We start from the raw sequence: 12,252 nt of genomic DNA on the forward strand, positions 1-12,252 counted from the left end.
AATTTATTTAATTATAAGAATCCCATCCAGCTTTTATACCTTTTAAAAAGTCATATGCAGGTCCCGCGACACCAACGACACCAACGACTTTACCTAACGGAGTACTAGTGAATGATTTTGCTATAGCTACAGCTTTATCAAGCCAATCTCCTCCATCAACTAACATAACATCATCCTGTGAGAGTTCATGGAAATTAAATGTATTCATAATTGAAAGCTCCTTTATAAATTGTTTTTATTTAATAGAAATCATAACCGTTGCTATTAAAGATTAGCTACTTAGATTGACTAATCAAGGTTGTAACCCTGGATAAAAATGGTTAACATAGTTCCAAGGATTTACTGCTTCTTTAGTGGCAGATACAATTGTTTTTGCTCCTTCATAGGCCCCATGTAATCCATAGCCAACAGCATATCCTAAATCACTCCATATGGATTCGCCTTGAATTTGTTCTAAATCTTCTGAATTCAGAACATTAAAATTTGTTGATAGTACTAATTCCATAATCATTCTCCTCCTTCAAAAATTTTATATTATAAATACTCTTCTCTTTCATAAGTAATTATATTTTGATTTCTTATTATCAACATGTCCAACAGGGTATATATAAAATAAATTAATTATATGATAAATTTAAAAGTTGAGAAAAGTTCAGGCTCAAAGCTGTAACAGTGCTTCGAGAAGTTAACCGAAGGCTAAACATGGAAAAACATCTGCTAATCCTGTAATGTTGTAATTGTAGTTCTACCCAACTGAGAGGCGCCAGTTTGCCCTAAAAGACTTACTCAATAGCACAAAAAATGACCCCAAAGCTTCAGCTTTAGGGTCATTTTTAATTATTATATCTAATAGTTCTTTTGATATTGTCTAACGAAACCTTTGATTAGAAAACCTAGTAATGAGGGCAGCATTAATTGTACTTCTAATCTCCAATCCACCGAGTACAAATCAATAACGTCTGCTTTTTTTAATATGATGTAAATTATGTTGTATAACAGAAATGAGATGGTGATAGTAAGCAAAGGAATAATATCCACATTTGTTTTTATAAATCTGTACCCCACAGAAATCAAGATGGAATATGTCAGTATGATGAAGAAGGCAAAGTTAGCACCAAATAGCATTAAAGATATCAAAGCCATAAGAATGCCTAGAATCAAGGTCACATTTCGGAGGCGAATCACCATGTTGTTACTCCTTTCATTTTTGGTAATCTAGCTGAGAATGTTCTCTATTAAAGATCCTAAGCTATAACCCAGTTGATAAGAATGTTCTACGAGATTAGTAGCGCCGATAATGAGATAGGTAATGCCTTTAGCCATTATAATGAAAAGCGCTATATAAAATATCGGACCTAACCTAGTTGCCAGTTTATCCAAATCCTCTTTTTTGATCACAGTTTCATCTCTCCCCGAAAAGGTGTAATCTCAATTCCCCGTACTTTCATACCGTAATAGTCCAAGACGAAAAATACCATAGGCTGCTGCCGCACTTCCAATAGCCGCTACGGGAGCCAGCATCCACCAGCCGGACCACTCGCTTTTTCCGAAGATATAGGTCGCCGGATAATAGCTGATAAAGGCATAAGGCAGGGCCGTAGAGATAAAAATGCGTATAGCCTGGGGGAACAAAGTAATCGGATATTTAGCCAGATCAGCAAGATTATGCACCATTAACGGGAAGGCATTACGTGCATTACGAATCCAGAATGCAGCGGAGTTGCCGGCCAAATTAATGGATACACGGATAATTACTGCTGTGATGAGAAGCAACAGAATAATAGCGATTTTAGCCAATGACCATTCCAAATTACTGTGTACAAGAGACTGCCAGACGATAACCCCACCGATAAGTAAATTACCCAAGCCGTTAATTCCAATTCCCGTACAAAAAATCTGAAGAACAACAGGAACAGGACGAAGCAGATACCGGTCCAACTCTCCCTGGTTTACCAATCTGCTCATTCTCCAAGTCCCTTCAAAAAACAGAGAGGCAATCCCCTCCGTAAGAAAGATCATCGCGTACATAAAAGTTACTTCCCAGAACTTCCAGCCGTTGATGTCGGGAATCCGGTCATAAATAACCCAGAGAAAGACAAATCCTAGAACCTGTGTCAATGCGGCGGAAAACATGAGGATGTAGAAATCCTTATTATATTCAAGGATGGCTTTTAGCTGCTGTGAATACATTTTTTTGTACAAGTAGAACATCCGTGACAAAGACATCACCCCCATGAATGGTGACCTGGCGAACGGCCCAGTTCCACATGAATTTTCCCGCAATCCATAAAGCGACTCCCCAGAAACATTGAATACCAATTAGCTTCAAGGCTTCCCATGATTCCGCCTGTTGCAGAAAAATCATAGTAGGGGTGTGAATAATACTCTGAAAGGGCAGCCATAAAGCCAGCTTTTCCAGCCAACCCGGGAAAAAAGCTAAAGGCACCAAAGCGCCGGACAATAAATTCGTGAGCGCGATGCGCGTCCAGACAATCCCGAGGGAACCTGTTGACCAGAAGCATAGCAAGGCTGCCAGATAAACAACACCAAATTTCACGAGCATAGCTGCCAGTAGACTCACGGCAAATAACCCGTATACAAGAGGGGAATGGGGGATGCTGACTCCTGAAGTAAACAATATGAACACACCGATTAGAACGGTGCTTAGTGCCCCTTCTAACAGACTTGAGCCTAAGGTCTCAGCGAAGCGGGCGGTCTGAAAATCAATAGGTTTCAGCAGGTCGGCGGCGACACTTCCGTCCAGTATTTTTCCGGAAATCGAAGTTTCAGAGTACCAGGATAATGCTGCATTGGCTAAGAAGGTAACAAGCAAATAGGTTTTCATCTGATCCCAAGTATACCCGCCCAATGACTCGCGACCGCTGTAAATACCATGCCATAAAAAGTAGATCGCCATCAGATTCAAGAAGTTAGCCAGGAAGGAAATTACGTAAGAAATCCGGTACGCCAGAATATTTTGCAGTGAACGGTTTGCAATGCTGCTGTATTTCTTAAGGTTGATTACAGACATGACACAAGTTCTCCTTCGCTATTCCTGCTTGAATTCAGGTTCAGCTTGCCGTCATATACGGATTTGATAACTTGCTCGATACTCGCATCCTCCATACGGAAATCCACCACTTCACCATGCTCCATCACTCGGCTTACCACCTCGCTTGCGGTATATTCATACCGGTCAAAGGATACGGAAAACTCCAGCTCGCTTTGGATGTCCAGCTTCATCCCGTCACTTTGCTTCAGCTTTCGAAACAGATCTGGCAGGGGTGAGCTCACTTGGAAGAAAATCACTCGTTCGGTAGCAAACCGTGATTTGACTTCCTGTAAGCTGCCGTCATAAATAATGGAGCCGTGGTCTATAATGATCAGCCGTTTGCATAAGTCCTCAATGTCGCCAAGATCATGGGTGGTGAGCATAACCGTGGTCTGCTGTTCCAGATTAATCTTCTTGATGAATTCACGGATTTTTTGTTTGACGGATACATCGAGGCCGATAGTGGGTTCATCCAGATATAAAATCGGTGGATTATGTAATAATGAAGCGGCTAAGTCCGCACGCATGCGTTGACCCAGGGACAGCTTTCTTGCAGACAAATGAATAAATTCGTTCATACCCAGAAGTTCGATAAACTGCTCCAGGTTTGTTTTATACACTGAATCCGGTATTTGATAAATATCCTTCAATAAAGAAAAAGACTCCGTAATAGGGATATCCCACCACAGCTGTGTGCGCTGTCCGAAGACAGCTCCGATCTGCGCGGCATTCTGCATCCTATTCTTATGGGGACTGATGCCGTTAACGGTCACGGTGCCCGAAGAAGGTACCAATATTCCCGTCAACATTTTGAGCGTGGTAGATTTACCTGCACCATTCGGCCCCACATAAGCGACCGTCTCACCAGCTTCAACGGTAAGGTCCAGCGGCTGCACAGCTATCTTCTCTATGTGTTTAGGAATAAATAAATGTTTGACTGCACCTTTCAGTCCGGGATCCTTCACAGCCTGCATGAACGACTTGGACAACTGCCTTGCTTCAATAATACTCAAAGGAAAACCTCCTCAGTAATAGCGCTTCCAAAATAATCATTCAAAAAATATAGCATAGACATCATGTCGAAAACTATCAGATTATAGCGAAAGAATTAAGTCTTTTCGGTGATGTTCCGGGTATCTTTATAGATAAGCGCGTCCCAGTCCGCATAGCTGCAAAATGAGTGGATATGGAGCAAATAGCGGCTTCTGAGTCCGTATGATTAGGTTGGCTTCAAATAGAGCAGACATAGATAAAAGCAGCTAATCCACATGTCTTAATGGAGACCGGGATTAGCCGCTTACCAAACCATATTCATTCTTAATCATTGATACGATGCCTGTTCTATCCATGTTCATTACTTCCTTTGAGACCTTGAGTATGAAAAGTTGAGGGTATTATAGACAATTACATAAAAGAGTAAAAAGATCGTTATATCGAAAAATAATTTGAAAAAATCAAATTTCTCATCAAATAACTGGTAATCGAAACTAATTATTCTCGAAAATACTTTCGAAAATATGTAGGCTAAAACAATAGATGTCATTAATAATTTGTTTTTTTTCATAAAACGGTTCCTCCATACTAGTCATTAGAGCTGTGTGATCTATATATTTTATACAAATGAACGATCATATAAATATCCTCTGCTGTATATTTTCAAAATCTGAAAAGTATGATATGGCGATTCATTGAATGTCCTAATATTAAAAAAGCGGCTAATCCCTAAAGTCTAATTAAGACTTCTGAATTAGCCGCTTAAATTATTTCACCTATTTATAATCTACGGAGTTCATCCGCAAGAACAATTCAACACAGGCTTTCGCGCCGCCTGCGTCTCATCCAGACGGCTGATCTCCGTTGTATGAGGTGCGTTGATTACGACTTCCGGCGTTTCTTGTGCTTCCTTCACAATCTGGATCATCGTCTCGATGAAACCGTCGAGAGTTTCCTTGCTTTCGGTCTCCGTCGGCTCAATCATCATGCATTCTTCCACGGTCAGCGGAAAATACACGGTTGGCGGGTGGTAGCCGAAATCGAGCAGGCGCTTGGCGACATCCAGCGTGCGGACGCCATATTGCTTGAGGTTTTTGCCGGACATAACGAACTCATGCTTACATACACCCGGATAAGGAATCTCAAAGTATGGCGCTAAACGGTGCATCATATAGTTGGCGTTCAGCACAGCGTTCTCTGATACTTCACGAAGACCATCCGGTCCATAGGTGCGAATATAGGCGTAAGCACGGACTAGAATACCAAAGTTACCGTAAAAAGCCTTCACGCGACCAATCGATTCAGGGCCGCCGAAGTCGAGAGAGAAGCTGCCATCTTGCGTTTTAGCTACTGTAGGCTGTGGAAGGAAGGGAATTAGCCGTGACTTCACGCCGACGGGTCCAGCACCCGGACCACCGCCGCCATGCGGTGTACTCATCGTCTTGTGTAGATTCAAATGGACTACGTCAAAGCCCATGTCACCGGGACGGGTGATGCCCATAATTGCGTTGGAATTGGCTCCATCATAATAGAGTAAGCCGCCAGCTTCGTGCACAATAGCCGCAATCTCTACGATTTGCGTCTCGAACAACCCTAATGTACTTGGGTTAGTTAGCATAAGGGCTGCCGTATCGCTGCCAACTGCTGCTTTCAATGCTTCCAGGTCAACCATGCCTTTATTATTAGAAGGAATAGTTACCGTATCGAGCCCGGCTGCAGCTGCACTGGCAGGGTTGGTGCCGTGTGAGGAATCGGGCACAATGACTTTGGTACGGGTCTCGCCGCGACTTTCATGGTAAGCACGGATCATCATCAATCCGGTCCATTCGCCATGAGCACCTGCGGCAGGCTGGAGGGAGACGGCATCCATACCCGTCAACGATGCTAGATCATTTTGCAGGGTGTGCATCAGCTCAAGCGCTCCTTGGATGCTTTCTTCCGGTTGATACGGATGAATCTTAGCCAGACCGGGGAAGCGGGCAACATCCTCATTGATCTTCGGATTATATTTCATCGTACAGGAACCAAGCGGATAAAAACCGTTGTCTACACCAAAGTTGCGGCGTGAAAGAGCGGTGTAGTGGCGAATCACATCAACTTCAGACACTTCAGGGAGTACTACTGGCTGACTGCGCAGGAGTCCTGTTGGAATTAAGGATTCGATACTTTCGTCTTGCGGTACATCGCACTGTGGCAGGGAATAGGCCGAACGGCCGGGACGGCTTAATTCAAAAATCAGAGTTTGTTCCGGTTTCATACACAGCCCTCCAATGCGTTTGCGAATTGGTCAATTTCGGTCTTGCTTCTCTTTTCAGTTACGGCAATCAGCATATGTCCGGCCAGTTCAGGATAATCTCGACCGAGATCGTAGCCGCCGAGATAGCCTTCCTTAAGCAGCTTGGAATTAATGGACTTCACATTGCTTCCTTCAGGAAGCTTCAATACAAATTCATTGAAGAAAGGAGAAGAGAAGGTGCGTTCAGCACCACTTAACTCGCTTAGCTTCTCTGCGGCATAATGACTTTTACGTATATTTAGCTCACCAACCTCGCGCATGCCTTCCTTGCCCATAACGGATAAGTAGACAGAAGCGCAAAGCGCCAGCAGCGCCTGATTGGAACAAATGTTGGAAGTCGCTTTCTCACGGCGGATATGCTGCTCCCGCGCTTGTAGAGTCAGAACGAAGCCGCGCTTGCCATTACGGTCAACGGTCTGACCTACGATACGTCCCGGCATACGGCGCATCAGCGGTTCGGCTACGGCGAAGAAACCGCAGGTTGGGCCGCCGAGTGAAGCCGGGATGCCGAGCGGTTGCGCATCACCAACAACGATGTCGGCTCCCAGCTTGCCCGGGGTTTCCAGAACACCGAGGGCAATCGGATTCGCGCTGACGACAAGCAAACCTTTCACCGCATGAATTAAGGGCTCGATCGCGCTCAAATCCTCTATGCTGCCGAAGAAATTCGGTGATTGCATCAGCACGGCCGCTGTATCGCCATCTATAGCTTCAGCCAATTTTGCCAGATCGGTAACTCCGTCTTTATAGTCAATCTCTATGACATCCAATCCCCAGGCATTGGCTGAAGTGCGTAATACCTGCCGTGCTTCCGGATGGACTGTGCGTGAGACAATTAGTTTTTTGCGTTTCGTGGCACCAGCCGCAAGAACTGCTGCTTCAGAGAAGGCAGTGGCCCCATCATACATACTGGCGTTGGCTACCTTCATGCCGGTCAGCTCACAGATATAGGATTGGAATTCAAAAATCGCCTGCAGCTCCCCTTGGCTAATCTCCGGCTGGTAGGGAGTATAGGCCGTATAGAATTCGGAGCGGGAAATCACATGGTTAATGACAACCGGAATGTGGTGATCATAGAGCCCGGCACCCAGAAAGCTTGCGTGGGTGTCAAAGTTCGCATTTGCATCAGCCAGCTTTTTCATATGGCGCAGCAGCGCGTATTCATCAAGGGCTTCCGACATCGGCATTGTTCCTTGATAGCGGACGGCTTGAGGGATATCCGTGAATAGCTCTTCCATGGATTGAATCCCGACGGTTTCCATCATCTCTTTGCGGTCTTGTTCAGTCATCGGCAGATAACGGTGCTTCATTGCGGATTCACTCCTTGGCTTTTTTTATAAAAAGGGGCCTTAATCACGACAGCCTTCAACTGCTTACCTCTAATTTCCACATAAACCTCTGTGCCTAGTTCACTGTAAGCTGAATCCAGCAATGCCAGCCCTAAATTGCGTTTAAGCGTGGGGGACTGGGTTCCTGTAGTGACTTCTCCAACTTTCACTCCATCGGCGTATACGGGATAATGCGAGCGCGGAATGCCACGGTCAATCATTTCCAGACCCACGAGGCGGCGGGGGAGACCTGCTTCTTTTTGCTGCAAAAGAGCGTCACGCCCGATGAAATCGGCATTGTCCAGCTTCACAAAGAACTGAACTCCAGCTTCGAGGGGCGTGATATCGGCGGAAAGTTCCTGTCCGTACAAAGGGAGTTTTGCTTCAAAACGCAGCGTGTCGCGCGCGCCCAGACCGGCAGGCGTAAGGCCATGCGGAGCACCAGCAGCCAGCAGACCGTTCCACAACGTTTCGGCAGTATCAAGAGGCGCATAGATTTCAAAACCGTCCTCGCCGGTATATCCAGTACGGGATAGGAGAACCTCTACTCCGCAGACGCTGGCTTTTTCGATGAAATGGAATGGTCTGAGCTCAGCCAAGGAAACATCGGTTACTGAAGCGAGAATTTTTTCAGCCAAGGGTCCTTGCAATGCCAGCAGCAGCGTCTCGTCAGAGACATTGGTAAGTGTTACATCACCGAAGTCGGCGGTTAGGTGTTCCTGCAGCCATTGAAAATCCTTGTCGATGTTGGAAGCATTCACAACAAGCATGTAACGGCCTTCTCCCAAACGATACACGAGCAGATCGTCAACCACACCACCATCCGGATAACAAAGAAGCGTATACTGTGCACCTCCATCGAGGAGACGGGTAACATCGTTGGTCGTCATTTTTTGAATAAAAGATTCCGCTCCTGCCCCTGACACCATGAACTCGCCCATATGCGATACATCGAACAGGCCGGCCTTTTGCCGAACCGCCTCATGTTCCTTCACGATACCTGTAAACTGCACCGGCAGCTCCCAGCCTCCGAAATCAATACATCTGGACTCCGGAAAAGCGGAGTAGAGGTCATAAAAAGGCGTTCTTTTCAAAGTATCCATGTCGTCACTCCTCTTGGTCTGATTCCATACAAAAAAGGACAGGCAGAAGAGAGATATGCAAAACTCGCATATGATCATCTTCCGCTCTGTCCTTTGTACCTGAGAGTTACCCTGTTCCACTTGAGTGGGCAGGTTTCCCCGTTGGTGATCGGCGTGTTAGTAACACCCAATGCTCTCCAGAGATGCGTCCGGCAAAGGTCCTTTTGCCTGAGAGATTCACCCATCCCGGGCTTACTCCTTCGGCGCCGTCTTCAAGAGACAGTCTCTCCCTATGCCATCATTCGCAACAACGTTTATATTCTACTGACTCCATTAAAACGGGTAGACTCCTCTGCTGTCAACAAAAAAACGTCAAAAAGATGACATATTTAAAATTCCTGTCAGCTATATTGACATTGAGAGGCGCGATAACTTAGGCTATAACTAATTTTACAACTCCAATTTCGGAAAAGAGGCGGCTAGGGAATGAGTGAAGTCTTAGACAATCTACTATACAGTGATGAACATGAATGGGCACAGCAAGCAGAAGGACGCGTAGTGCGGATAGGGATCACGGATCATGCTCAGCATTTGCTCGGTGACATCGTGTTTGTGGAGTTTCCTGAGGTAGGGGCTAGTATAACTGCAGGCGACAGCGTAGGCAGCATCGAGTCCGTGAAGACGGTATCTGAATTATATTCCCCGATAACGGGAACGGTGACCAAGATTAACGAAACCTTGGAGACCAGTCCGGAGCTTATTAATGATCAGCCTTACGGCGGCGGATGGATTTTTGAAGTGGAAATTGAGGGCGAATTGGCGGACGTGGCGGGTCATTTGCTAGATGCTGCTGCTTATCGGGCTTTGGTTGGAGAGTAACTATTTGTTGTAGTAATAAGAAAAATCAGGACTAAACAGGACTAAACAGGACTCTACATGACTAAACAGGACTCTACATGACTAAACAGGACTCTACATGACTAAACAGGACTATACATGACTAAACAGGACACTAGGAGGGATTTCCTCTTAAAGTCCTGTTTTTTTAATTCTGGAGAGAGCTGAAATCCTGCACAGCGTACAACAATTCAGCGTCTGGGACCCCGGCGTAGGCTGAAATCCTGCACAACGTACAACAATTCAGCGTCTGGGACCCCGGCGTAGGCTGAAATCCTGCACAACGTACAACAATTCAGCGTCTGAGACCCCGGCGTAGGCTGAAATCCTGCACAACGTACACATTTCAGTGTCTGAGACCCCGGCGCAGGCTGAAATCCTGCACAACGTACAACATTTCAGCGTCTGAAACCCCGGTGTAGGCTGAAATCCTGCACAACGTACAACAATTCAGCGTCTGGGACCCTGGCGTAGGCTGAAATCCTGCACAACGTACAACAATTCAGCGTCTGGGACCCCGGCGCAGGCTGAAATCCTGCACAACGTACAACAATTCAGCGCCTGGGACCCCGGCGTAGGCTGAAATCCTGCACAACGTACAACAATTCAGCGTCTGGGACCCCGGCGCAGGCTGAAATCCTGCACAACGTACAAAAATCCGCAGCCGTATGCCCCTCATTTTCCAGAGCTGCAATTTACTCTACCTCTTGCAATTGCCGCAGCACAATAATCTCTACACGGCGGTTTTTTTGGCGTCCGGCTTCAGTTGTATTACTTGAGGCTGGGCGTGTATCTGCATATCCTGCATATTGGAATTCATCTGGATTTAGATTCTGTTTTTCCAGGAAAAAGCGCAATACGGACAGCGCACGGGCACCGGACAGCTCCCAGTTATCCTTATATTCAGACGAGGATAATACAGACGTATTATCCGTATGACCTTCAATGCTGACTACCGCACCAATTCCATTGAATAAGCCGGACAGTTTCTGAAGCGCAGGGAGGGAAGGAGACTTCAGCGCGGCATCACCGACGTCGAACAGGAAGCGGTCACTGAGTGTTATCGCGATACCTTGAGGCTTATCTTCTACAAATATTTGATCTTCCAAGTTATTATCCTGTACATATTTCGTGATGACTCCGACCAATTCGGCAAGCTGAGTTTCCTGCTCTTTAAAAGCAAGCTCGCGAGCCGTAGGCTCAGCAATCTCTTCAGGATCTTCAGCAGCAGCACCGCTCCCCGCAGGACTCTGCCCACTGATCCCAGGACCTTCACCAGTCCCCGTAGGACTCTGCTCACTCCCCGCAGAACCACCAGTCACACTCCCTGAATGATTTCCAGTACTCCCACCAGATGCATTACCCGATGACTGCCCTACTGCAGCTCCCGAATTGCTTGCCGGAGTCTGCCCTTGTGCAGGGTCAAGGATGCCTGTTCCCCCGTCCAGCGCAGGATTTCCGGATCCGAAGGTTTGGGATAACGAATCCGTTACGATCCCGTATTTGTTGCCGTCCAAGCTGCTCATCGCGTATAGAATGACGAAAAAAATCAATAGCAATGTAATCAGATCCGCGTAGGTAATCATCCAACGATCTCTGACTTCCTGTACAGGACCCCGTGTATTTCTGCGTCCCCGCTGTCTCATAGGAACCCTCTTTTTACGTCGTCAAGTTCCTCGGACCGGGAGTCAGATAGAAACGAACCCAGCTTTTTTCGGATGAGCATTGGATGTTCTCCATTTTGTAGGGCAAGGATGCCGACGAGCAGCATTTCCAGTACATGTATATTGCTCTGACCACGCAATTTAATTTTGGAAGCAATGGGTAAAAAAATAAGATTAGCACTAGCTACACCATATAGGGTTGCGGTAAAAGCAACAGCGATAGCGGGGCCGAGATGGGAGGGATCCGTTAGATTGCCCAAGACACGAATAAGGCCCATAACGGTACCGATAATGCCCATAGTGGGTGCGTATCCACCAGCGGCTTCGAAAATTTTGCTGTAGCCCTCATATTTCAACTCTATAGCGTCCATTTCTAGCTCAAGAATCTGCCGAACCTGATCCGGATCAGTCCCGTCCACGACCAGTTGCAGTCCTTCCCGTGTAAAATAATGGGGATGCTCTTCAGCCTTCTGCTCCAGTGCCAAAACACCGCCACGACGCGTCATAGCAGCCAAAGCAATGATTTCTTCTACCTTCTCTGATCTGTCTTCCTTATGACGTCCAAAGGCCAACCGAAGAGCAGCGGGGATCGAACGTAGCTTGGAGGCGGGGAAACTGATCAAAATCGCGGCAAGCGTACCGCCAAATACAATTAATGCGGCATTGGGCTGAAACAATCCGGAGAGACTCCCTCCTTCCCAAAAAAAGCCGCCAATTAGAGCCGCCAGTCCGGCCAAAATGCCGATTACTGAGGTAATATCCATTTTTATTACTCCTATTCTGATCTATATTATGGTTTGCAACGTTCTAGGCAACAATGTATAATGAACGGGAACAAGTATTCTTATATTGTATATTTTTCACTATCGTATGGAGATCAATAATTAAGACAACAATTGAATAAGATACCTTAGGAATCCTAAGGGGATCTTTCATAACG

General features: G+C 46.2%; 13 protein-coding genes and 2 riboswitches. Of the genes, 1 reads left to right on the forward strand and 12 read right to left on the reverse strand.

Going from position 1 to position 12,252, the window contains the following annotated elements:
• Positions 1-7: 7 nt before the first annotated feature.
• From PWYN_RS14295 to gcvT, 10 genes are all read right to left on the reverse strand, one after another.
• The gene (locus tag PWYN_RS14295) at positions 8-208 is read right to left on the reverse strand and encodes a hypothetical protein (RefSeq protein WP_036652715.1); all 201 of its coding nucleotides are present in this window, start codon (positions 206-208) and stop codon (positions 8-10) included.
• 84 nt (positions 209-292) lie between these two features.
• Positions 293-505, reverse strand: a complete 213-nt coding sequence (locus tag PWYN_RS14300; RefSeq protein WP_036652717.1) for a hypothetical protein — start codon at positions 503-505, stop codon at positions 293-295.
• 341 nt (positions 506-846) lie between these two features.
• Positions 847-1,188 carry a hypothetical protein gene (locus PWYN_RS14305; RefSeq protein ID WP_036652719.1) on the reverse strand — a complete coding sequence of 114 codons (342 nt, stop codon included), beginning with the start codon at positions 1,186-1,188 and terminating at the stop codon, positions 847-849.
• Between the two features lie 27 nt (positions 1,189-1,215).
• A complete protein-coding gene (locus PWYN_RS14310; protein ID WP_036652720.1) occupies positions 1,216-1,398 on the reverse strand; it encodes a hypothetical protein in 183 nt (60 codons plus the stop codon).
• A 30-nt stretch (positions 1,399-1,428) separates the two neighbouring features.
• Positions 1,429-2,211, reverse strand: coding sequence for an ABC transporter permease (locus PWYN_RS14315; protein WP_240479776.1), 783 nt, complete (start codon positions 2,209-2,211; stop codon positions 1,429-1,431).
• Positions 2,159-3,031, reverse strand: a complete 873-nt coding sequence (locus PWYN_RS14320; RefSeq protein WP_084146716.1) for an ABC transporter permease — start codon at positions 3,029-3,031, stop codon at positions 2,159-2,161. The genes PWYN_RS14315 and PWYN_RS14320 overlap by 53 nt, the downstream gene beginning before the upstream one ends.
• Entirely contained in the window at positions 3,022-4,065 is a 1,044-nt protein-coding gene (locus PWYN_RS14325; RefSeq protein ID WP_036652731.1) for an ABC transporter ATP-binding protein, read from the reverse strand. Before PWYN_RS14325 ends, PWYN_RS14320 begins: the two co-directional genes overlap by 10 nt.
• Before the next feature lie 776 nt (positions 4,066-4,841).
• On the reverse strand, positions 4,842-6,302 hold the full coding sequence (gene gcvPB / locus PWYN_RS14335; RefSeq protein WP_036652737.1) for an aminomethyl-transferring glycine dehydrogenase subunit GcvPB: 1,461 nt from the start codon (positions 6,300-6,302) through the stop codon (positions 4,842-4,844).
• Positions 6,299-7,651: an aminomethyl-transferring glycine dehydrogenase subunit GcvPA gene (gcvPA, locus tag PWYN_RS14340; RefSeq protein ID WP_036652739.1), complete on the reverse strand. Its 1,353-nt coding sequence runs from the start codon at positions 7,649-7,651 to the stop codon at positions 6,299-6,301. The genes gcvPB and gcvPA overlap by 4 nt, the downstream gene beginning before the upstream one ends.
• Positions 7,648-8,772: a glycine cleavage system aminomethyltransferase GcvT gene (gene gcvT / locus PWYN_RS14345; protein WP_036652741.1), complete on the reverse strand. Its 1,125-nt coding sequence runs from the start codon at positions 8,770-8,772 to the stop codon at positions 7,648-7,650. Before gcvT ends, gcvPA begins: the two co-directional genes overlap by 4 nt.
• An 84-nt stretch (positions 8,773-8,856) precedes the next feature.
• A riboswitch (glycine riboswitch) is annotated at positions 8,857-8,954 on the reverse strand.
• A gap of 3 nt (positions 8,955-8,957) precedes the next feature.
• Positions 8,958-9,053, reverse strand: a riboswitch (glycine riboswitch).
• Between the two features lie 184 nt (positions 9,054-9,237).
• On the opposite strand from gcvT, the gene gcvH reads away from it, so the two are divergent.
• Entirely contained in the window at positions 9,238-9,630 is a 393-nt protein-coding gene (gene gcvH, locus PWYN_RS14350; protein ID WP_036652743.1) for a glycine cleavage system protein GcvH, read from the forward strand.
• A gap of 713 nt (positions 9,631-10,343) precedes the next feature.
• Here gcvH and PWYN_RS14355 read toward each other — a convergent pair.
• Both PWYN_RS14355 and PWYN_RS14360 read right to left on the reverse strand, forming a co-directional pair.
• Positions 10,344-11,294, reverse strand: a complete 951-nt coding sequence (locus tag PWYN_RS14355) for an OmpA/MotB family protein (protein WP_036652745.1) — start codon at positions 11,292-11,294, stop codon at positions 10,344-10,346.
• Entirely contained in the window at positions 11,291-12,076 is a 786-nt protein-coding gene (locus tag PWYN_RS14360) for a flagellar motor protein (RefSeq protein ID WP_036652748.1), read from the reverse strand. The genes PWYN_RS14355 and PWYN_RS14360 overlap by 4 nt, the downstream gene beginning before the upstream one ends.
• Between the last annotated feature and the right edge of the window lie 176 nt (positions 12,077-12,252).

Source organism: Paenibacillus wynnii (assembly GCF_000757885.1).
Taxonomy (GTDB): domain Bacteria; phylum Bacillota; class Bacilli; order Paenibacillales; family Paenibacillaceae; genus Paenibacillus_AQ; species Paenibacillus_AQ wynnii.

Excerpts from the sequence above, each read along its gene's own strand:
- PWYN_RS14295 (WP_036652715.1), bottom strand. The coding sequence starts at position 208 with ATGAATACATTTAATTTCCATGAACTCTCACAGGATGATGTTATGTTA.
- PWYN_RS14360 (WP_036652748.1), bottom strand. The coding sequence starts at position 12,076 with ATGGATATTACCTCAGTAATCGGCATTTTGGCCGGACTGGCGGCTCTA.
- PWYN_RS14315 (WP_240479776.1), bottom strand. The coding sequence starts at position 2,211 with ATGTTCTACTTGTACAAAAAAATGTATTCACAGCAGCTAAAAGCCATC.
- PWYN_RS14305 (WP_036652719.1), bottom strand. The coding sequence starts at position 1,188 with ATGGTGATTCGCCTCCGAAATGTGACCTTGATTCTAGGCATTCTTATG.
- gcvT (WP_036652741.1), bottom strand. The coding sequence starts at position 8,772 with ATGGATACTTTGAAAAGAACGCCTTTTTATGACCTCTACTCCGCTTTT.
- PWYN_RS14355 (WP_036652745.1), bottom strand. The coding sequence starts at position 11,294 with ATGAGACAGCGGGGACGCAGAAATACACGGGGTCCTGTACAGGAAGTC.
- gcvPA (WP_036652739.1), bottom strand. The coding sequence starts at position 7,651 with ATGAAGCACCGTTATCTGCCGATGACTGAACAAGACCGCAAAGAGATG.
- PWYN_RS14320 (WP_084146716.1), bottom strand. The coding sequence starts at position 3,031 with ATGTCTGTAATCAACCTTAAGAAATACAGCAGCATTGCAAACCGTTCA.
- gcvPB (WP_036652737.1), bottom strand. The coding sequence starts at position 6,302 with ATGAAACCGGAACAAACTCTGATTTTTGAATTAAGCCGTCCCGGCCGT.
- gcvH (WP_036652743.1), top strand. The coding sequence starts at position 9,238 with ATGAGTGAAGTCTTAGACAATCTACTATACAGTGATGAACATGAATGG.
- PWYN_RS14300 (WP_036652717.1), bottom strand. The coding sequence starts at position 505 with ATGGAATTAGTACTATCAACAAATTTTAATGTTCTGAATTCAGAAGAT.